At 73.0% G+C, this 14,847-nt stretch carries 14 protein-coding genes and 2 pseudogenes; 11 read left to right on the top strand and 5 right to left on the bottom strand.

Going from position 1 to position 14,847, the window contains the following annotated elements; translation table 11 throughout:
- The first annotated feature begins 44 nt into the window (after positions 1 to 44).
- On the top strand, positions 45 to 1,043 hold the full coding sequence (locus ACWPXV_RS15195) for a DEAD/DEAH box helicase (protein ID WP_454086004.1): 999 nt from the start codon (positions 45 to 47) through the stop codon (positions 1,041 to 1,043).
- 12 nt (positions 1,044 to 1,055) lie between these two features.
- Here ACWPXV_RS15195 and ACWPXV_RS15190 read toward each other — a convergent pair whose 3' ends face one another.
- A complete protein-coding gene (locus ACWPXV_RS15190) occupies positions 1,056 to 1,580 on the bottom strand; it encodes a DUF4825 domain-containing protein (RefSeq protein ID WP_454086003.1) in 525 nt (174 codons plus the stop codon).
- A 75-nt stretch (positions 1,581 to 1,655) separates the two neighbouring features.
- Here ACWPXV_RS15190 and ACWPXV_RS15185 point away from each other — a divergent pair, with 75 nt between their 5' ends.
- From ACWPXV_RS15185 to ACWPXV_RS15170, 4 genes and pseudogenes are all read left to right on the top strand, one after another.
- Positions 1,656 to 2,261: a dihydrofolate reductase family protein gene (locus ACWPXV_RS15185; RefSeq protein ID WP_454086002.1), complete on the top strand. Its 606-nt coding sequence runs from the start codon at positions 1,656 to 1,658 to the stop codon at positions 2,259 to 2,261.
- On the top strand, positions 2,258 to 2,929 hold the full coding sequence (locus tag ACWPXV_RS15180; RefSeq protein WP_454086001.1) for a hypothetical protein: 672 nt from the start codon (positions 2,258 to 2,260) through the stop codon (positions 2,927 to 2,929). Before ACWPXV_RS15185 ends, ACWPXV_RS15180 begins: the two co-directional genes overlap by 4 nt.
- Before the next feature lie 49 nt (positions 2,930 to 2,978).
- A pseudogene (locus tag ACWPXV_RS15175) lies at positions 2,979 to 3,239 on the top strand (dihydrofolate reductase family protein); the annotation flags it as partial.
- A 40-nt stretch (positions 3,240 to 3,279) separates the two neighbouring features.
- Positions 3,280 to 3,456, top strand: a pseudogene (locus tag ACWPXV_RS15170) (dihydrofolate reductase family protein); the annotation flags it as partial.
- Between the two features lie 285 nt (positions 3,457 to 3,741).
- Here the strand turns inward: ACWPXV_RS15170 and hemW are convergent.
- Positions 3,742 to 4,980 (bottom strand): radical SAM family heme chaperone HemW, encoded by a 1,239-nt coding sequence (gene hemW, locus ACWPXV_RS15165; RefSeq protein ID WP_454086000.1) that lies wholly within the window; start codon positions 4,978 to 4,980, stop codon positions 3,742 to 3,744.
- Positions 4,977 to 6,851 (bottom strand): translation elongation factor 4, encoded by a 1,875-nt coding sequence (gene lepA, locus ACWPXV_RS15160; protein ID WP_454085999.1) that lies wholly within the window; start codon positions 6,849 to 6,851, stop codon positions 4,977 to 4,979. Before lepA ends, hemW begins: the two co-directional genes overlap by 4 nt.
- 128 nt (positions 6,852 to 6,979) lie before the next feature.
- Between lepA and ACWPXV_RS15155 the strand changes: the two genes are divergently transcribed.
- On the top strand, positions 6,980 to 7,120 hold the full coding sequence (locus ACWPXV_RS15155) for a hypothetical protein (protein WP_454085998.1): 141 nt from the start codon (positions 6,980 to 6,982) through the stop codon (positions 7,118 to 7,120).
- A gap of 97 nt (positions 7,121 to 7,217) precedes the next feature.
- On the opposite strand, the gene ACWPXV_RS15150 is transcribed toward ACWPXV_RS15155, so the two are convergent.
- Positions 7,218 to 7,781, bottom strand: a complete 564-nt coding sequence (locus tag ACWPXV_RS15150; RefSeq protein WP_454085997.1) for a hypothetical protein — start codon at positions 7,779 to 7,781, stop codon at positions 7,218 to 7,220.
- Between the two features lie 97 nt (positions 7,782 to 7,878).
- Here ACWPXV_RS15150 and ACWPXV_RS15145 point away from each other — a divergent pair, with 97 nt between their 5' ends.
- From ACWPXV_RS15145 to ACWPXV_RS15125, 5 genes are all read left to right on the top strand, one after another.
- A complete protein-coding gene (locus ACWPXV_RS15145) occupies positions 7,879 to 9,606 on the top strand; it encodes a BCCT family transporter (RefSeq protein WP_454085996.1) in 1,728 nt (575 codons plus the stop codon).
- A 186-nt stretch (positions 9,607 to 9,792) separates the two neighbouring features.
- Positions 9,793 to 10,053, top strand: a complete 261-nt coding sequence (rpsT, locus tag ACWPXV_RS15140; protein WP_110850608.1) for a 30S ribosomal protein S20 — start codon at positions 9,793 to 9,795, stop codon at positions 10,051 to 10,053.
- An 86-nt stretch (positions 10,054 to 10,139) separates the two neighbouring features.
- Positions 10,140 to 11,096 carry a DMT family transporter gene (locus tag ACWPXV_RS15135; protein WP_454085995.1) on the top strand — a complete coding sequence of 319 codons (957 nt, stop codon included), beginning with the start codon at positions 10,140 to 10,142 and terminating at the stop codon, positions 11,094 to 11,096.
- 64 nt (positions 11,097 to 11,160) lie between these two features.
- Complete coding sequence (gene holA, locus ACWPXV_RS15130; RefSeq protein ID WP_454085994.1) at positions 11,161 to 12,159, top strand: DNA polymerase III subunit delta; 999 nt, start codon at positions 11,161 to 11,163, stop codon at positions 12,157 to 12,159.
- A complete protein-coding gene (locus ACWPXV_RS15125) occupies positions 12,156 to 12,665 on the top strand; it encodes an NUDIX domain-containing protein (protein WP_454085993.1) in 510 nt (169 codons plus the stop codon). Before holA ends, ACWPXV_RS15125 begins: the two co-directional genes overlap by 4 nt.
- Here ACWPXV_RS15125 and ACWPXV_RS15120 read toward each other — a convergent pair.
- A complete protein-coding gene (locus tag ACWPXV_RS15120) occupies positions 12,656 to 14,560 on the bottom strand; it encodes a ComEC/Rec2 family competence protein (protein ID WP_454085992.1) in 1,905 nt (634 codons plus the stop codon). The two genes, ACWPXV_RS15125 and ACWPXV_RS15120, sit on opposite strands and share 10 nt — an antisense overlap.
- Between the last annotated feature and the right edge of the window lie 287 nt (positions 14,561 to 14,847).

The following is a 14,847-nucleotide window of genomic DNA, read 5'->3' as shown; positions in this document are numbered from 1 at the left end:
ACCCGCCGGCGCCCGCCCTCCTCGTCGTCGACGAGGCCCACTACGTGAAGAACCCGCGGGCACTGCGCAGCCAGCAGGTCGCCGCCTGGGCCGAGCACGCCCCGCGCGCTCTCTTCCTCACCGGCACCGCGCTGCTCAACCGGGTCGAGGAGCTCCGCTCGCTCGCCGGGATGTTGCAGCCGGAGCTCGTCGCCTCCCTCCCGCCGGACCTCGGCCTCGCGGGCGCCGACACCTTCCGCCGCCACCTCGCCCCGGTCTACCTGCGCCGCAACCTCGACGACGTCCTGGTCGAGCTACCACCGCGGGTGGTGACGGACGAGTGGGAGACCATGACGCCGACGGCGGAGCAGCGCTACCAGCAGGCCGTCGCCTCCGGCAACCTCATGGCGATGCGCCGCGCAGACCTCACCGTCGCCGACCCCGCCGACTCCGCCAAGCTCGAGAGGCTGCTCGAGATCGTCGAGGAGGCCCGCGACGGCGGGCAGCGCGTCGTCGTCTTCTCCTTCTTCCTCGACGTCGTGGCGCGGGTGGCCGAGCAGGTGGAGCAGCTGGACGGGGTGCAGGCCTTCGGGCCGATCACGGGCTCGGTGCCCGCGGCCGAGCGGCAGAAGATCGTCGACGCCTTCACCGCGGGGCCGGCCGGTTCGGTGCTCGTGAGCCAGATCGGCGCGGGCGGGGTGGGGCTCAACGTCCAGGCCGCGAGCGTCGTCGTCATCACCGAGCCGCAGCTCGTCCCGGCCGTGGAGGACCAGGCCATCGGGCGGGTGCACCGGATGGGCCAGCAGCGGCCGGTACAGGTGCATCGCCTCCTCACCGAGGACAGTGTCGACGAGCGCATCGAGGAGCTCCTCGCGGGCAAGCGGCAGGTCTTCGACGCCTACGCCGGGGAGTCCAGCCTCGCCCAGGCGGCACTGGGCGCCGTCGACGTCACCGAGGCCGAGCTCGCCACGCGGGTCGTCGCCGCCGAGCAGGCACGCCTCGGCTACGGCCCGGTGTGGGACGAGCTCTCGGCCACCGAGCCGGGTGCGACGGAGACTCGGTAGCGGCCGGCTGCGCTAGCCCTCCTCAAGACGCGAGACGAGCTCTTCCAGGCCCTCCGCCGTCGCCCCGATGTCGGCCACCGAGGACCCGACGAGCGCGTCGGCCTCCGCCCGGGTGAGCACGCCGCCCTCGCCCTGGTCGACGTCCTCGGGCAGCGTCCAGCGGACCTCGTCGACGTTGTCGATCGTCGCGAGGAGGAGAGCCGCGCGATCCGTCATGAGGTCGTCCGCGACGTCGGCCGTGACGCCGTCCGCAACGGCGGAGAAGTTGAGCACGAGCCCGTAAGGCTGCTGGTCGGTCCGCAGCTCGAGCGTCGACTCGCCGACGGCCCGGGGACCTGTCGCACCGACGAGAGCGACCACCCGGCTGTTGTCGCCCAGGTGTGGCGTGCGGTTCTCCTCCAGCGACGCGACGTCGACGGCCTCGGACAGCGCCGAGTCCATCGTCACGTCAGCACGTTCCGCCGAGCCGTCACCGGCACAGCCCGCGAGCACGACCGGGACAACGCTGACCGCCGCCATGCGGCCGGGACTCCCCATGCGCCGAGCATGCCAGATGAGTTCGTGGCTTGGAGCCGGTCCAATCGCGTAAGACCTGACGAAAGGAACAGCGCCATGTCAGAGCTTCTCGTCGACTTCATCACCTCCCTCGACGGCTACGCCTCGGGCGAGGGCTGGCCCGGGTTCTGGGGCCTCGAGGGTCCGGAGTACCTCGCCTGGCTCGGGGAGCAGCCCGCGGCCACCTACCTCATGGGAACGAACACCTACCGCCTGATGTCTGGTTTCGCCGCGGGCGAGGTGCCGAACGGCCAGGAGGACTTCAGTGCAGAGGAGGAGGCCAGCGTCGACGAGCTCACGCAGGCGCCCAAGGTGGTGTTCTCCTCCTCGCTCGAGGAGCCACTGACATGGGCGAGCTCGACGCTCGTCCGCGACGGCGCCGTCGAGACGGTCCGTGCCATGAAGGCCAGCGGCTCGGGGCTCCTCAGCACGATCGGCAGCATCAGCCTGTGCCGGTCACTGCTGACGGCCGGACTCGTCGACCGCTTCCGGGTCGTCATGTTCCCGGTGATCACCGGCGCCACGGGAGCAGAACGCATCTATGACGGCTACCCGGACGTCGCCCTCGAGATGACCGAGCACCGGAACTTCGACGGCCGGATCCAGCTGGTCGAGTACCGACCACGGGTGCTCGAGCACCCGCCGCTGGGCTCCGCTGCGTGACCGCGCACGACGCGATGGACGAGTCCGCTCTGCTGCAGCGCGCCCGCGCCGGAGATGCCATGGCGTTCGAGGAGCTCGTGGCGCCGCACCGCGCCGCGCTCCATGCCCGCGGCTACCGGATGCTCGCCTCCGCCCACGATGCCGACGACGCGCTGCAGGAGACGAGTGAGGCCGCCGAGACGCTCGGCCTCAGCGTCGCGGCCGTCGACAGCCAGCTCCAGCGCGCCCGCGCGACCCTCGCCCGCCGGCTGCCTGACCGGAGCCAGCAGGCGGTCCGCGCCGAGCTCGGCACCGAGGCCGAGAGGCGCCTCGTCGCCGATCTGGTCGCGGCCTGGGAGGTGCAGGACGCCGGGGGCCTTCGTCGCGCTCCTCGCCCACGACGTGCGGCTGTCGATGCCGCCACTGCCCGCCCGGTTCGACGGCGTCGAGTCCGTCCGGGGTTTCGTCACGCGGATGCTGCAGGCCCCGTGGCGGCTCCGCATCACCTCGGCCAACGCCCGGCCCGCGCTGGTCTGCTGGCAGGCTTCCGGCGCCACCTACGCCCCGGGCGGGTTGACTGTCCTCACCTCGACGGCGCGCGCATCGGGGCGCTCACCTGCTTCCTGCCCCCGCTCGCCGAACGCGTGCTCCGGCAGACCGATGAGCTCGGTTCGGCGGGCGGCTCGTGACGGGTGAGCGCGCGAGCCCCGTGTCCCACCACACCGAGAGGAGCCGACCATGCGCAAGGTTGTCGTCACCATCCTGATCTCCCTGGACGGTTATGCCGCCGGACCCGGCGGAGACTTCATGGCGCTGCCCCTGGACGAGTCGTTCAGCGCCTACAACCTTGAGCGGCTGCGCGCCGCCGACACCCTGCTGCTCGGCCGGACGACGTTCCTGGGGTTCCGCTCGTACTGGCCCCCGGTCGCCGCGGACCCCGAGCAGCCCGACGTCGAGCGGGAGATCTCCCGCCTGAACACTGCCGCGCACAAGGTCGTGGTGTCCGACTCGCTCTCCGCCGAGGACGTCTCCGGCTGGGGTGAGTCGGAGCTGGTCCGGCGCGCGGCCGCCCCACGACACCGTGCGCGGGCTCAAGGCCCAGGACGGCGCAGACATCCTCGTCTTCGGCAGCATCCCGGTCTGGAACGACCTGCTGGCCGCGGGTCTGGTGGACGAGCTGCACGTCATGGTCGGCAACGGCGTCCTCGGCGACGGCGTGCCCGCCTTCACCGCGGGCCTCACGGAGCGGTTCCGGTTACGGGAGGCTCGTCAGCTCACCGGCTCGGACCACGTGCTGCTGGTCTACGCCACCGGCGACCGCGGCCCGCGCACGCCGGGGACGGATCCGACCGACGTCCCGCCGCCGCCCCCTGATTCCCACCGTCCCGGGCCCCGTATGCGCCGAGCGCTGAGTTGTTCCGGGGAACAACTCAGCGCTCGGCGCGAGCGAACCGGGGAACCGGGGAACAACTCAGCGCTCGGCGCGAGGGGAACCGGGGCGTCAGTCGGTGAGGGCGCGGACGACGGTGTCGGCGAGCAGGCGGCCGCGGCGGGTGAGGAGGATCCGGCCGGCGCGGGCGGCGGGCATGTCGATGAGGCCCTCGGCGATGAGCCCGGCCACGGCCTCACGGTGCTTCTCCGGCACGCGGCCGGTCCCCGGCGCGAGCTCCAGGCCCTCGGCCAGCCGCACGCCGAGGAGCACCCGTTCGAGCTCGCGGGCGGTGTCGTCGAGCACCTCGTGCCCGGCGCCCGGGCTCAGTCCCTGGTCCAGGCGGTGGGCGTAGGCGCGCGGGTGCTTGACGTTCCACCAGCGCACCCCGCCGACGTGGCTGTGCGCGCCGGGTCCGACCCCCCACCAGTCGGCACCCCGCCAGTAGTTGAGGTTGTGCCGGCACGCGTGCTCCGGCGTCGTCGCGAAGTTCGACACCTCGTACCAGGACAGGCCCGCGGCCGTGAGGACGTCGTCGGCCGCCTCGTACTTGAGGGCCGCGTCGTCGTCGTCGGGCATGGGGAGCTCGCCGCGACGGACCTGCGCGCCCATCTTCGTCCCCGGCTCGATCCCGAGCGCGTAGGCGGACACGTGGTCCGGCTCGAGGGCGACGGCGGTCTCCAGGCTGGTCCGCCAGTCGGCGGCCGACTCGCCCGGGGTGCCGTAGATGAGGTCCACCGAGACGTCGAGACCCGCGTCGCGCGCCCAGCGGACGACGTCGGGCAGGCGGGCGGGGTCGTGCGTGCGGTCGAGGGTGGCCAGCACGTGCGGGACGGCGGACTGCATCCCGAAGGACACGCGCGTGAACCCCGCGTCGGCCAGCTGCTCGAGGGAGGCAGGCGTCACGGAGTCCGGGTTGGCCTCCGTCGTCACCTCGGCGCCGTCGGCCAGGCCCCACGTGGCGCGCACGTGGGCGAGCATCGTGGCGAGGTCGGCGGCCGGCAGCAGCGTGGGCGTCCCGCCGCCGACGAACACGGTGGACACCTCGCGTCTGGCCACGCCCGCGCGATCGAGGACCACGGCGGCGAGGTCGATCTCCCGCCGCGCGGTGTCAGCGTAGGCCGCCTGGCTCGCACCACCCCCGAGCTCGGTGGCGGTGTAGGTGTTGAAGTCGCAGTACCCGCACCGCACCCGGCAGAACGGCACGTGGAGGTAGACGCCGAAGGCACGCTCGGCCGATCCGGCCGCCGCCGACGCCGGCAGGGCGCCGTCGGCGGGAACCGGGTCGCCCGCGGGAAGGGCAGGACTCACTTCTTGGCCTTGGCGTCCTTGCCCGTCGGGGTGTCGGACGACAGCGCGGCGATGAAGGCCTCCGGCGGGACCTCGACCCGGCCGATGTTCTTCATCCGTTTCTTGCCCTCCTTCTGCTTCTCCAGGAGCTTGCGCTTACGGGAGATGTCACCGCCGTAGCACTTGGCGAGCATGTCCTTGCGCAGGGCGCGGATCGTCTCGCGGGCGATGATCCGCGCGCCGATGGCCGCCTGGATCGGCACCTCGAACTGCTGCCTCGGGATGATCTCGCGGAGCTTGCCGGCCATCTCGACGCCGTAGGAGTAGGCCTTGTCCCGGTGGACGATCGCGCTGAAGGCGTCGACCTGCTCGTGGTGGAGCAGGATGTCCACCTTGACGAGGTCGGCGGCCTGCTCGCCGTCGGCCTCGTAGTCGAAGGAGGCGTACCCGCGGGTGCGGGACTTGAGCTGGTCGAAGAAGTCGAAGACGATCTCGGCCAGCGGCAGGTGGTAGCGCATCTCCACCCGCTCCGGGGAGAGGTAGTCCATGCCGTCCTGGACGCCGCGGCGCTGCTGGCACAGCTCCATCACCGTGCCGATGAACTCCGCCGGCGTGATGATCGTCGCGCGCACGACCGGCTCGTAGACCTCGGAGATCTTCCCGTCGGGGTACTCGCTCGGGTTGGTCACCTGGGTGCGCTTGCCGTCCTCGGTGACGACGTTGTAGACGACGTTGGGGGCGGTCGAGATGAGGTCGAGGTCGAACTCGCGCTCGAGGCGCTCGCGCACGATCTCGAGGTGGAGCAGGCCGAGGTAGCCGCAGCGGAACCCGAAGCCGAGGGCGACGGAGGTCTCCGGCTCGTAGGCCAGGGCGGCGTCGTTGAGCTTGAGCTTGTCCAGCGCGTCACGCAGCACCGGGTAGTCCGAGCCGTCCACCGGGAAGAGCCCGGAGTAGACCATCGGCTGCGGGTCGCGGTACTCGCCGACGGCCTCGGTCGCCGGCCGGGCGGCGTTGGTCACCGTGTCACCGACGCGGGACTGGCGCACGTCCTTGACGCCGGTGATGAGGTAGCCGACCTCACCGACGCCCAGGCCCTTGGTGGGCTTGGGCTCCGGGGAGCTGACCCCGATCTCGAGGAGGTCGACGCTCGTGCCCGTCGACATCATCGTGAGCTTCTCGCGGGGCTTGATCGCGCCGTCGACGACGCGCACGTAGGTGACGACGCCGCGGTAGGTGTCGTAGACGGAGTCGAAGATCATCGCGCGCGCCGGGGCGTCCGGGTCCCCCACCGGGGCGGGGATGTCGCGGACGAGGCGGTCGAGGAGCGCGGGGACGCCGACGCCAGTCTTGCCCGACACCTGCAGGCAGTCCTCCGGCTCGACGCCGATGAGGTTGGCCAGCTCCTCGGCGTAGCGCTCGGGCTGGGCGCCGGGCAGGTCGATCTTGTTGAGGACCGGGATGATCGTGAGGTCGTTCTCCATCGCCAGGTAGAGGTTGGCGAGAGTCTGCGCCTCGATGCCCTGCGCGGCGTCGACGAGGAGCAGCGCGCCCTCACAGGCCGCGAGCGAGCGGGAGACCTCGTAGGTGAAGTCGACGTGGCCCGGCGTGTCGATCATGTTGAGCGCATAGGCGGTCTCGCCGACCTGCCACGGCATGCGCACGGCCTGGGACTTGATCGTGATGCCGCGCTCGCGCTCGATGTCCATCCGGTCGAGGTACTGGGCGCGCATCGCCCGGTCCTCGACGACCCCGGTGAGCTGCAGCATGCGGTCGGCCAGGGTCGACTTGCCGTGGTCGATGTGCGCGATGATGCAGAAGTTGCGCAGCAGCTCGGGCGCGGTCGCCGCGGGGGCGATCGCTGCGGTCAGCGCGGGGCTGGGGATCGGGGACACTCACGTTCCTTCAAGCGACGACGACGCGCGGAACACCTTCCGCGAGGACACACTCCTCCCATGGTCCCACGAGGCGGCGACAACCGGCGCCTCCGGCCGGGGCCCGTCCGCCGAGGAGAGGAAGCACGATGTCGACACTGCCCGACGAGCCCACCGGCTCGGAGCAGCCCGCCCGCTACGAGGACCCCGTGGTGCTCGAGGAGGACGAGACCGTCCCGCCGCGGCCCGAGGAGGAGATCGCCGACGAGCTGCGCGCCAACCCGACGTAGCCGCCGCCCGCTCGGACCGTGGCCCCGGAGGAATCCGGCTCTCGGCGGAAGGAGGGGTACCCCCTCCCCCCTTCGTCGAGAGCCGGATTCCTCCCGCTCAGGACAGGAGCAGGGCGAAGGCGCTCATGAAGGCGCCGAGGATCCCGAGCGGGATCGCGGCGACCGTGCCGAGGAAGGCGACGAGCGTGATGCGCAGGTCGTCCCGCAGGTAGGGCGCCCGCACGGGGCCACCCGCCGCCCGCAGCAGGGCGCGCTGGGTGGCCTCGACGCGCGGGAGCCAGCGGGCCGTGCGGACGCGTCCCTCGTCCATCGCCTCGGTGAGGGTGGTGAGCTCCTCCTCGAGGGCGGCCTGCGTCGGCTCCCCCGTCACGACGACGACGCCACCCGCCGTCGTCACCGGACCGTCGCCGATGTCCGCCGTCGTGCGCTGCAGCCGCTCGCGGCGCACCGCGAGGACGGCGACGGGCACCGCGAGCACGAGCCCGAGCGCGAAGGGGACCCAGCCGCCCCACGACTCGGCGTCCAGGCCGAGCAGCAGGCCGAAGAGGAGGAAGACTCCGACGGGCACCGCGGCGCCGACGAGGAGGAGGTACCCCGGCCGGCGCGCGAGGCGCACGACGTTGACGACGATCTGGTTCATCGCGTCGTTGGTCGCACTCATGGATCCAGCCTCCCACGCTGCCCGGGAGGCGGTCCCCCGGGCCCCCGGATAACGTCGGGGCGTCCTTTTTGGTTCCCGAGGCAGGAGCTCCCTCCCCATGAAGCCGCTCGACCGGATGCACGACGCGCTGGGACTGCGCACGAGTCCCCGGATCTTCTTCCCGGCGGCGCTCGTCGCGATCATCTTCGTCGTCGGGACGATCCTGTTCACCGAGCAGGTCGATGCCGCTTTCGCCGGCGCGTCGGGCTGGATCATGTCGAACCTCGGGTGGTTCTACATCCTCGGAGTCACCGTCTTCCTGCTCTTCCTCGTCTACCTGGCGGCCAGCCGCTTCGGACGGGTGCGCCTGGGCGACCAGAAGCCGGAGCACTCGGGCCTCACCTGGTTCGCCATGCTCTTCGCGGCCGGCATCGGCTCGATCCTCATGTTCTGGGGCGTCGCGGAGCCGATCAACCACTATGCGAACCCGCCGATGCAGGACGTCGCGGGCCAGACCCAGGCCGCCGCGCGCGAGGCCATCGCCTTCACGCTCTACCACTTCGGCCTCCACACCTGGGCGATCTTCGCCCTGCCGGCGCTGGGCTTCGCCTACTTCATGTACCGGCGCAACCTGCCCCCGCGGGTGAGCTCGATCTTCCAGCCCCTGCTGGGTGAGAAGATCCACGGCCCGGTGGGCGCGGCGATCGACGTCGTCGCCGTCGTCGGCACGATCTTCGGCGTCGGCGTCTCCGTGGGCCTGGGCACCCTGCAGATCAACAGCGGCCTGAACACGCTGTGGGGTCTCGGGGAGAGCCGGCTCATCCAGGTGCTCATCATCGTCGCGGTCTCGGCGATCGCCGTCGTCTCCGTGAGCGTGGGGCTGGAGAAGGGCATCAAGCGGCTGTCGAACATCAACATCGTCCTCGCCGTCGGCCTGCTGTGCTTCGTCGTCGCCACCGGTCCCACTCTCTTCCTCGTCAAGGGGACGATCGAGTCGGTGGGCATCTACGCCTCGGCGCTGCCGCAGCTCGCGTTCTGGAACGACACCGCGGGCGACTCGGGCTGGCAGAACCAGTGGACGGTCTTCTACTGGGCGTGGACGATCTCGTGGTCGCCCTTCACCGGCATCTTCATCGCGAAGATCTCCAAGGGCCGCACGATCCGCCAGTTCGTCAGCGGCGTGCTGGCCGCGCCGGTGCTCTTCAGCATCGTGTGGTTCGGCGTCTTCGGCTGGGCCTCCTTCGGGATCGAGCAGGACAACCCGGGTGAGCTCGTCGGGCCGGTGGTCGAGCAGGGCGACGTCGCGACGGCGCTGTTCGTCTTCCTCGAGAACTTCCCGTTGACGACGGTGACCCAGATCCTCGCCGTCGTCCTCGTCGTCATCTTCTTCACGACGTCGGTCGACTCGGCCGGCCTGGTCATCGACTCGATCAGCAACGGCTACGAGGAGGAGGCGCCGGCCCGCCAGCGCGTGTTCTGGACCGTCGCGATGGGCGCCGTCGCCGCGACCATGCTCGCGGCCACCGGAGAGGGCGGGCTCGCGGCGCTGCAGCAGGTGATCATCGTCGTCGGCCTGCCGTTCTTCATCATCGGCTACGTGATGATCTACACGATCCTCGCGGCCCTGAAGGAGGACGCCGGGGAGTCCCCGCCCGTGCGGGCGCTGCGCTGGCGGCGGGTGCTGCCGCCGGAGGAGGCCGCGCGGCGCACCGAGGACGAGGAGTACGACAACGACACGTTCACCGTCGTCCCGGAGATCGAGCCGGGCCAGGAGCCCATCCCGGTCGACCCGATCCTCGCCGAGGACGACGACGAGTCGGCGACGGCGGAGCATCCTCGCCCATGACGGGCGCCACACGTGCACCGCTGCGGCCGGGTACCTGGTAAAGTACCTCGCTGAGCCTCCGCCGGTCGTGCGGGGGCCGGCTTGCGGCCGACCACGGGTGTCCCCACTCCCCAGTCCCGGTCGTTGGCACAGCCCTCACCGACCCATTGTCTGATCGCTTCGGCGAAATGTAGGAGAAGTCCACACGTGGCGAACATCAAGTCCCAGAAGAAGCGCATCCTCACCAACGAGAAGGCGCGTCTCCGCAACAAGGCCGTGAAGTCCGAGCTCAAGACGCACGTGCGTCGGGTCCGCGAGGCTGTCGCCGCCGGTGACAAGGAGACCGCGGCCACCGCGCTCCAGTCCGCCGGGCGCAAGCTCGACAAGGCCGCGAGCAAGGGCGTCATCCACGCCAACCAGGCCGCGCAGCGCAAGTCCAAGCTGGCCAAGCAGGTCGCCGGCCTGTAAAGACCCGGCCCTCCCAACGACGGCGCCGTTCCCCCACCCGGGGAGCGGCGCCGTCGTCGTCTGCCAGCCCTGCTCGAGGAGAGCCGATGACCCACCGGACCACCGCCCTGCCCGTCTGGCTGGCGGCGCTCCTCGCCGCCGCGATCGGCGCCGTCGTGCCCGTGCAGTCGCGCATCAACGGCGAGCTCGGCGCGCAGCTGGAGGACCCGGTCCTCGCTGCCGCGATGAGCTTCGGCGGCGGGCTGGTCGTCATGGTCGCCCTCGCGCTCGTGCTGCCCCGGGTGCGCCGCGGGGTGCTGCGGCTGCCGGGAGCGGTCCGACGGCGGGAGCTGCCGGCCGCCTACCTCCTCGCGGGCACCATCGGCGCGCTCCTCGTCCTCACCCAGTCCGCCGTCGTCGCCGTCATCGGGGTGGCGGTGTTCACGGTCGCGGTCGTCGCGGGGCAGACGCTGAGCGGGCTGCTCACCGATGCGATCGGCTTCGCGCAGGACGTGCGCCGGCGGCCGACGCCGCAGCGGCTCGTGGGCGCCGGGCTCGTCCTCGTGGCGGTGGCGGTCGCCGCGTCCTCCTCCTTCACCGGCGACAGGCCGTGGCAGGAGCTGCTCCTGCCGGCCCTGCTGCCGCTCGTGGCCGGGCTGCTCACCGGGTTCCAGCACGCCGCGAACGCGCGCGTGGGGGCCGTGGGGGGCTCGCCGCTCACGGCGACGGTCGCGAACTTCGTCGCCGGGTCGGTCGCGCTCGTCGTCGCGGTGCTCGTGCGCGGCCACGGGCTGCCGGACGAGCTGCCCGGGGAGTGGTGGCTGTACACGGGCGGGCTCTACGGCATCGTCTTCATCGCCGGCTCGGCGGCGATCGTGCCGCGGACCGGCGTGCTGGTCCTCGGGCTCGGCTCGATCGCCGGCCAGCTCATCGGCTCGCTCGCGCTGGACCTGCTCGCGCCGGTGGCCGGCTCCGCCGTCAGCCCGACGACCGTGGCCGGGACGCTGCTCGCGCTCGTCGCGATCTCCCTCGCCTCCCTCCCCCGGCGCGGCGTGCGGCGGTAGCGACCGCTGCCCCGCCGCCGGGGACGGTGCGGGCGGTGTGGGCGGTCCGTGGCACGCTTGGGGCGTGCCCCCGAAGACCCGTCGCAGCGCCCCGTCCGGATTGAGCTGGGACGAGGCCCCGCTGGCTCCGGTCGTGCTCGTGCGCGGCGCCGAGGGCGTGCTGAGCGACCGCGCCGTCGCGCGGGTCGTCGAGCAGGCCCGCGAGGCGGACGCCGGCACCGAGGTCACCCGCCTCGACGCCGCCGCCTACGACCTCGGCCGCCTCGAGATGCTCGCCAGCCCCTCCCTGTTCGGTGAGGCGCGCTGCATCGTCATCAACGGCGTCGAGAGCTGCACCGACGCCCTCATCGACGACACGATCACCTACCTGCGCGCCCCCGCCGACGACGTCACCCTCGTCCTCCAGCACAACGGCGGCGTGCGCGGCAAGCGCCTGCTCGACGCCGTGACCAAGGCCGGGCACCCCGTCGTCGCCTGCGAGCCGGTCAAGCGCGACGCCGAGAAGGCGGCCTTCGTCGCCGCGGAGTTCAAGCGCGCCCGGCGCCAGATCGACCAGGACGCGATCCAGGCCCTCGTCCAGGCGCTGGGCTCGGACCTGCGCGAGCTCGCCGCCGCGTGCACCCAGCTCATCGCGGACACGACCGGACGCATCGGCGCGGACGTCGTCGAGCGGTACCACGGGGGCCGGGTGGAGGCGACGGGTTTCAAGGTCGCCGACGCCGCCATCGCCGGCCACGCCGGGCAGGCCATCACGCTGCTGCGGCACGCCGTCGAGACGGGCGCGAACCCCGTGGTGCTTGTCTCGGCACTGGCGGTCAAGCTCCGCACGATGGCCAAGGTCGAGGCGATGTCCGGGCGCGGCGGTGCGGGTGGTCTGGGCCTGGCGCCCTGGCAGGTGGACCAGGCGCGGCGCGAGCTCGCCGGCTGGGGACCGGAGGGCCTAGCCCGCGCGATCACCGCCGTCGCGGCCGCGGACGCCGAGGTCAAGGGCCTGAGCCGGGACCCGGTCTTCGCCGTCGAGCGGGCGGTGCTGCGCATCGTCGCCAGCCGGGGCCGGCGGTGAGTGACCCGTCCGGCGACGGCCCGGTCCACCGCTACCGGGTGGTGGCCGCCGCCTACGTCGTCCTCCTCCGCGAGGAGGCCGACGGCTCCGAGAGCGCGCTTCTCCAGCTCCGCACGGGGACGGGTTTCATGGACGGGCACTGGGCGTGCGGGGCGGCCGGGCACGTCGAGGCCGGGGAGAGCGTGCTCGCGGCCGCGGTGCGCGAGGCCGCCGAGGAGCTCGGCGTGGAGGTCGATGCCACCGACCTGCTGCCCCTCACCGTCATGCACCGCACCCAGGGCACCGGGCTGGCGATCGACGAACGGGTCGACTTCTTCTTCTCGTGCCGCCGTTGGCGCGGCGATCCGCGCCTGCAGGAGGAGAAGGCGGCGGACCTGCGCTGGGTGCGCCTCGACGCCCTCGACTCGCTCGCCGAGCCGGTGGTCCCCCACGAGCGGCAGGTCCTCGACGGCCTCGCGGCCGGCACCCTCACACCTGTGACGACCTTCGGCTTCGCTCAGCACTGAGCGGCCAGACCGCCGTCGCCGGGAACGACGACGACGGCGCCGCACTCGTCGGTCCGCAGCACCAGGGCGCCGCCGCGCCCGTACAGCTCGAGCGTCGCGGGAGCCGGGTGCCCGAAGTCGTTGTCCGCACCGACGCTGACCAGGGCGAGCCGCCCACCGACCGCCTCGGCGAGCGCGGGGAGCTGCGCCGCGGACCCGTGGTGCGGGACGAGGACGACGTCCACGCCGCCCGGCGCGAGCTCCCGGAGCACCCCGCGCTGCCCGTCCGGCTCGAGGTCGCCGAGAGCGAGGACCGACAGGTCCGCGGTCTCCAGACGCACGACGAGCGAGAGGTCGTTCGCGGCGTCGTCGTCGCCGGGAGCCGCCAGCTCGACCGCCCTCGGTGTGGGCCACAGCCCCTGCCACCGCACGCCCGCCACCTCACCGGCGGTGCCCGCGCCCGCGCGCTCGACCGTAGCCCCCTCGTCCGCGAGCGGCGCCAGCACCTGCCGCTCGGCGGTCGCCGGGCCGTCGAAGGGGGTGAGGAGGGCGTGGTGGACGTCGACAGCCTCCAGGACTTCCGGCAGCCCACCCACGTGGTCGGCGTGGAGGTGGGTGAGGACGAGGAGGTCGACCTCGCGCACACCGGCCGCGACGAGACAGTCCGCGGCGGCCGGCCCGGCGGGACCGACGTCGACGACGACGGCGGATCGCGGCCCGCTGCGCAGCGCGAAGCCACTCCCCTGGCCGACGTCGCACTGGACGGCGAGCCAGTCGTCGGGGACGCCGGAGACGAGGCCGCCCAGCGCCCTGCGCGGACCGGGGACGAGGGCGAGCACGAGGACGAGGGCCCCGACGCCGGCCCCGAGGAGCTGCGCGTGCCGGCCACGGCGGGCGAGCATGAGCGCGAGGACGGTGACGACGGCCAGCAGCACCGCACCGGCGAGCCCGCCCAGCCACGGCAGCCGCGCGCCGGGCAGCTCGGCCCAGCCGAGCGCGACCCACGCGATCCAGCCGGTGAACCAGCCGGCCGCCGCCGCGAGCGGCTCGCTGACGCCGGGCAGCCACGGTGAGACGACTGTCGCGACGACGCCGAGGACGGTCGCGGGAGGCACCGCGGGCGCGGCGAGGACGTTGGCGGGCACCGCGTAGGTGGCGACAGCCGGCTCGAGGAGGACGATGACCGGCGCACAGCACACCTGCGCCGCTGCTGGCACGGCGACGACGTGGGCCAGCGTGCGGGGCATGCGGTGGGACAGGGCCTCGGCCCACGGCCCGGACAGGACGACGAGGCCCGTGGTGGCGAGCACCGACAGGACGAAGCCGTAGGACCGCGCCAGCCACGGGTCGAGGAGGAGCAGGACGACGACGGCGCTGCACAGCGCCGGTAGGGCGCGCGCCGGACGGCCGAGCAGGAGGGCGAGGAGGGCGACGGCGCCCATCGTCGCCGAGCGGAGCACGCTGGCTTCTGGCCGGACGAGCACGACGAAGCACACGAGCACCGCACCGCCGACTGCCGCGCGGAACCAGCGTGGTGCCCAGCTGAGCGCGGCGAGCACTGCGCCCAGGACGATGGCGACGTGCGCGCCGGAGACCGCGGTGATGTGGGTGAGCGAGACGGCCGTCATGGCGTCGTCGAGCTCGGGTGGCAGGCGGGTGTCGTCACCGACGGCGATGCCGGGCACGAGGCCGCGGGCCTGCGCCGGGGCGTCCTCCACGGCGGCGACGAGCCCGCTGCGCATTCGGCTCGCGAGCCGCTGGTGCGCGGGTGGTGGCGCCTCGACCTCCGGGTCGGCGTGGACGATGACGAGCGCGACGACGTCCTCCCCCGGCTCGGTCTCGACGAGCCGACCGGTGAGGCGCACCCGGGCACCGAGCTCGACGCCGGTCCAGCTCGGTGGCGCGAGGAGGAGCACCGGGGCCCGGGGCGCGCCGTCAGCCCCCTGCCCACGACGAGGTCTGCCTGCACCGGGACGGTCACCCGCTCCCCGCCCCCGCGCTCGGGCGGGGTGGTGATGACGGCGGGGTCCCCGGTGACCGGCCCGGTCACCGTGACGACCGCCCCGGCGTCGACGAGCTCGACGAGCAGGCCGCTCGCCCGCTGGTGGACGTGCGCCGCGACCGCCCCGAGCAGGAGCGCGGTAACGGCAAGCGCGAGCGCCGCGGTGGCCTGCGGCGTCGGCCCGGCACGGTCGCGGTGCCG

This window comes from Georgenia sp. Marseille-Q6866 (genome assembly GCF_965111665.1).
The sequence above is the reverse complement of the archived record's forward strand: the minus strand, read 5'-3'. Positions and strand labels throughout refer to the sequence as shown.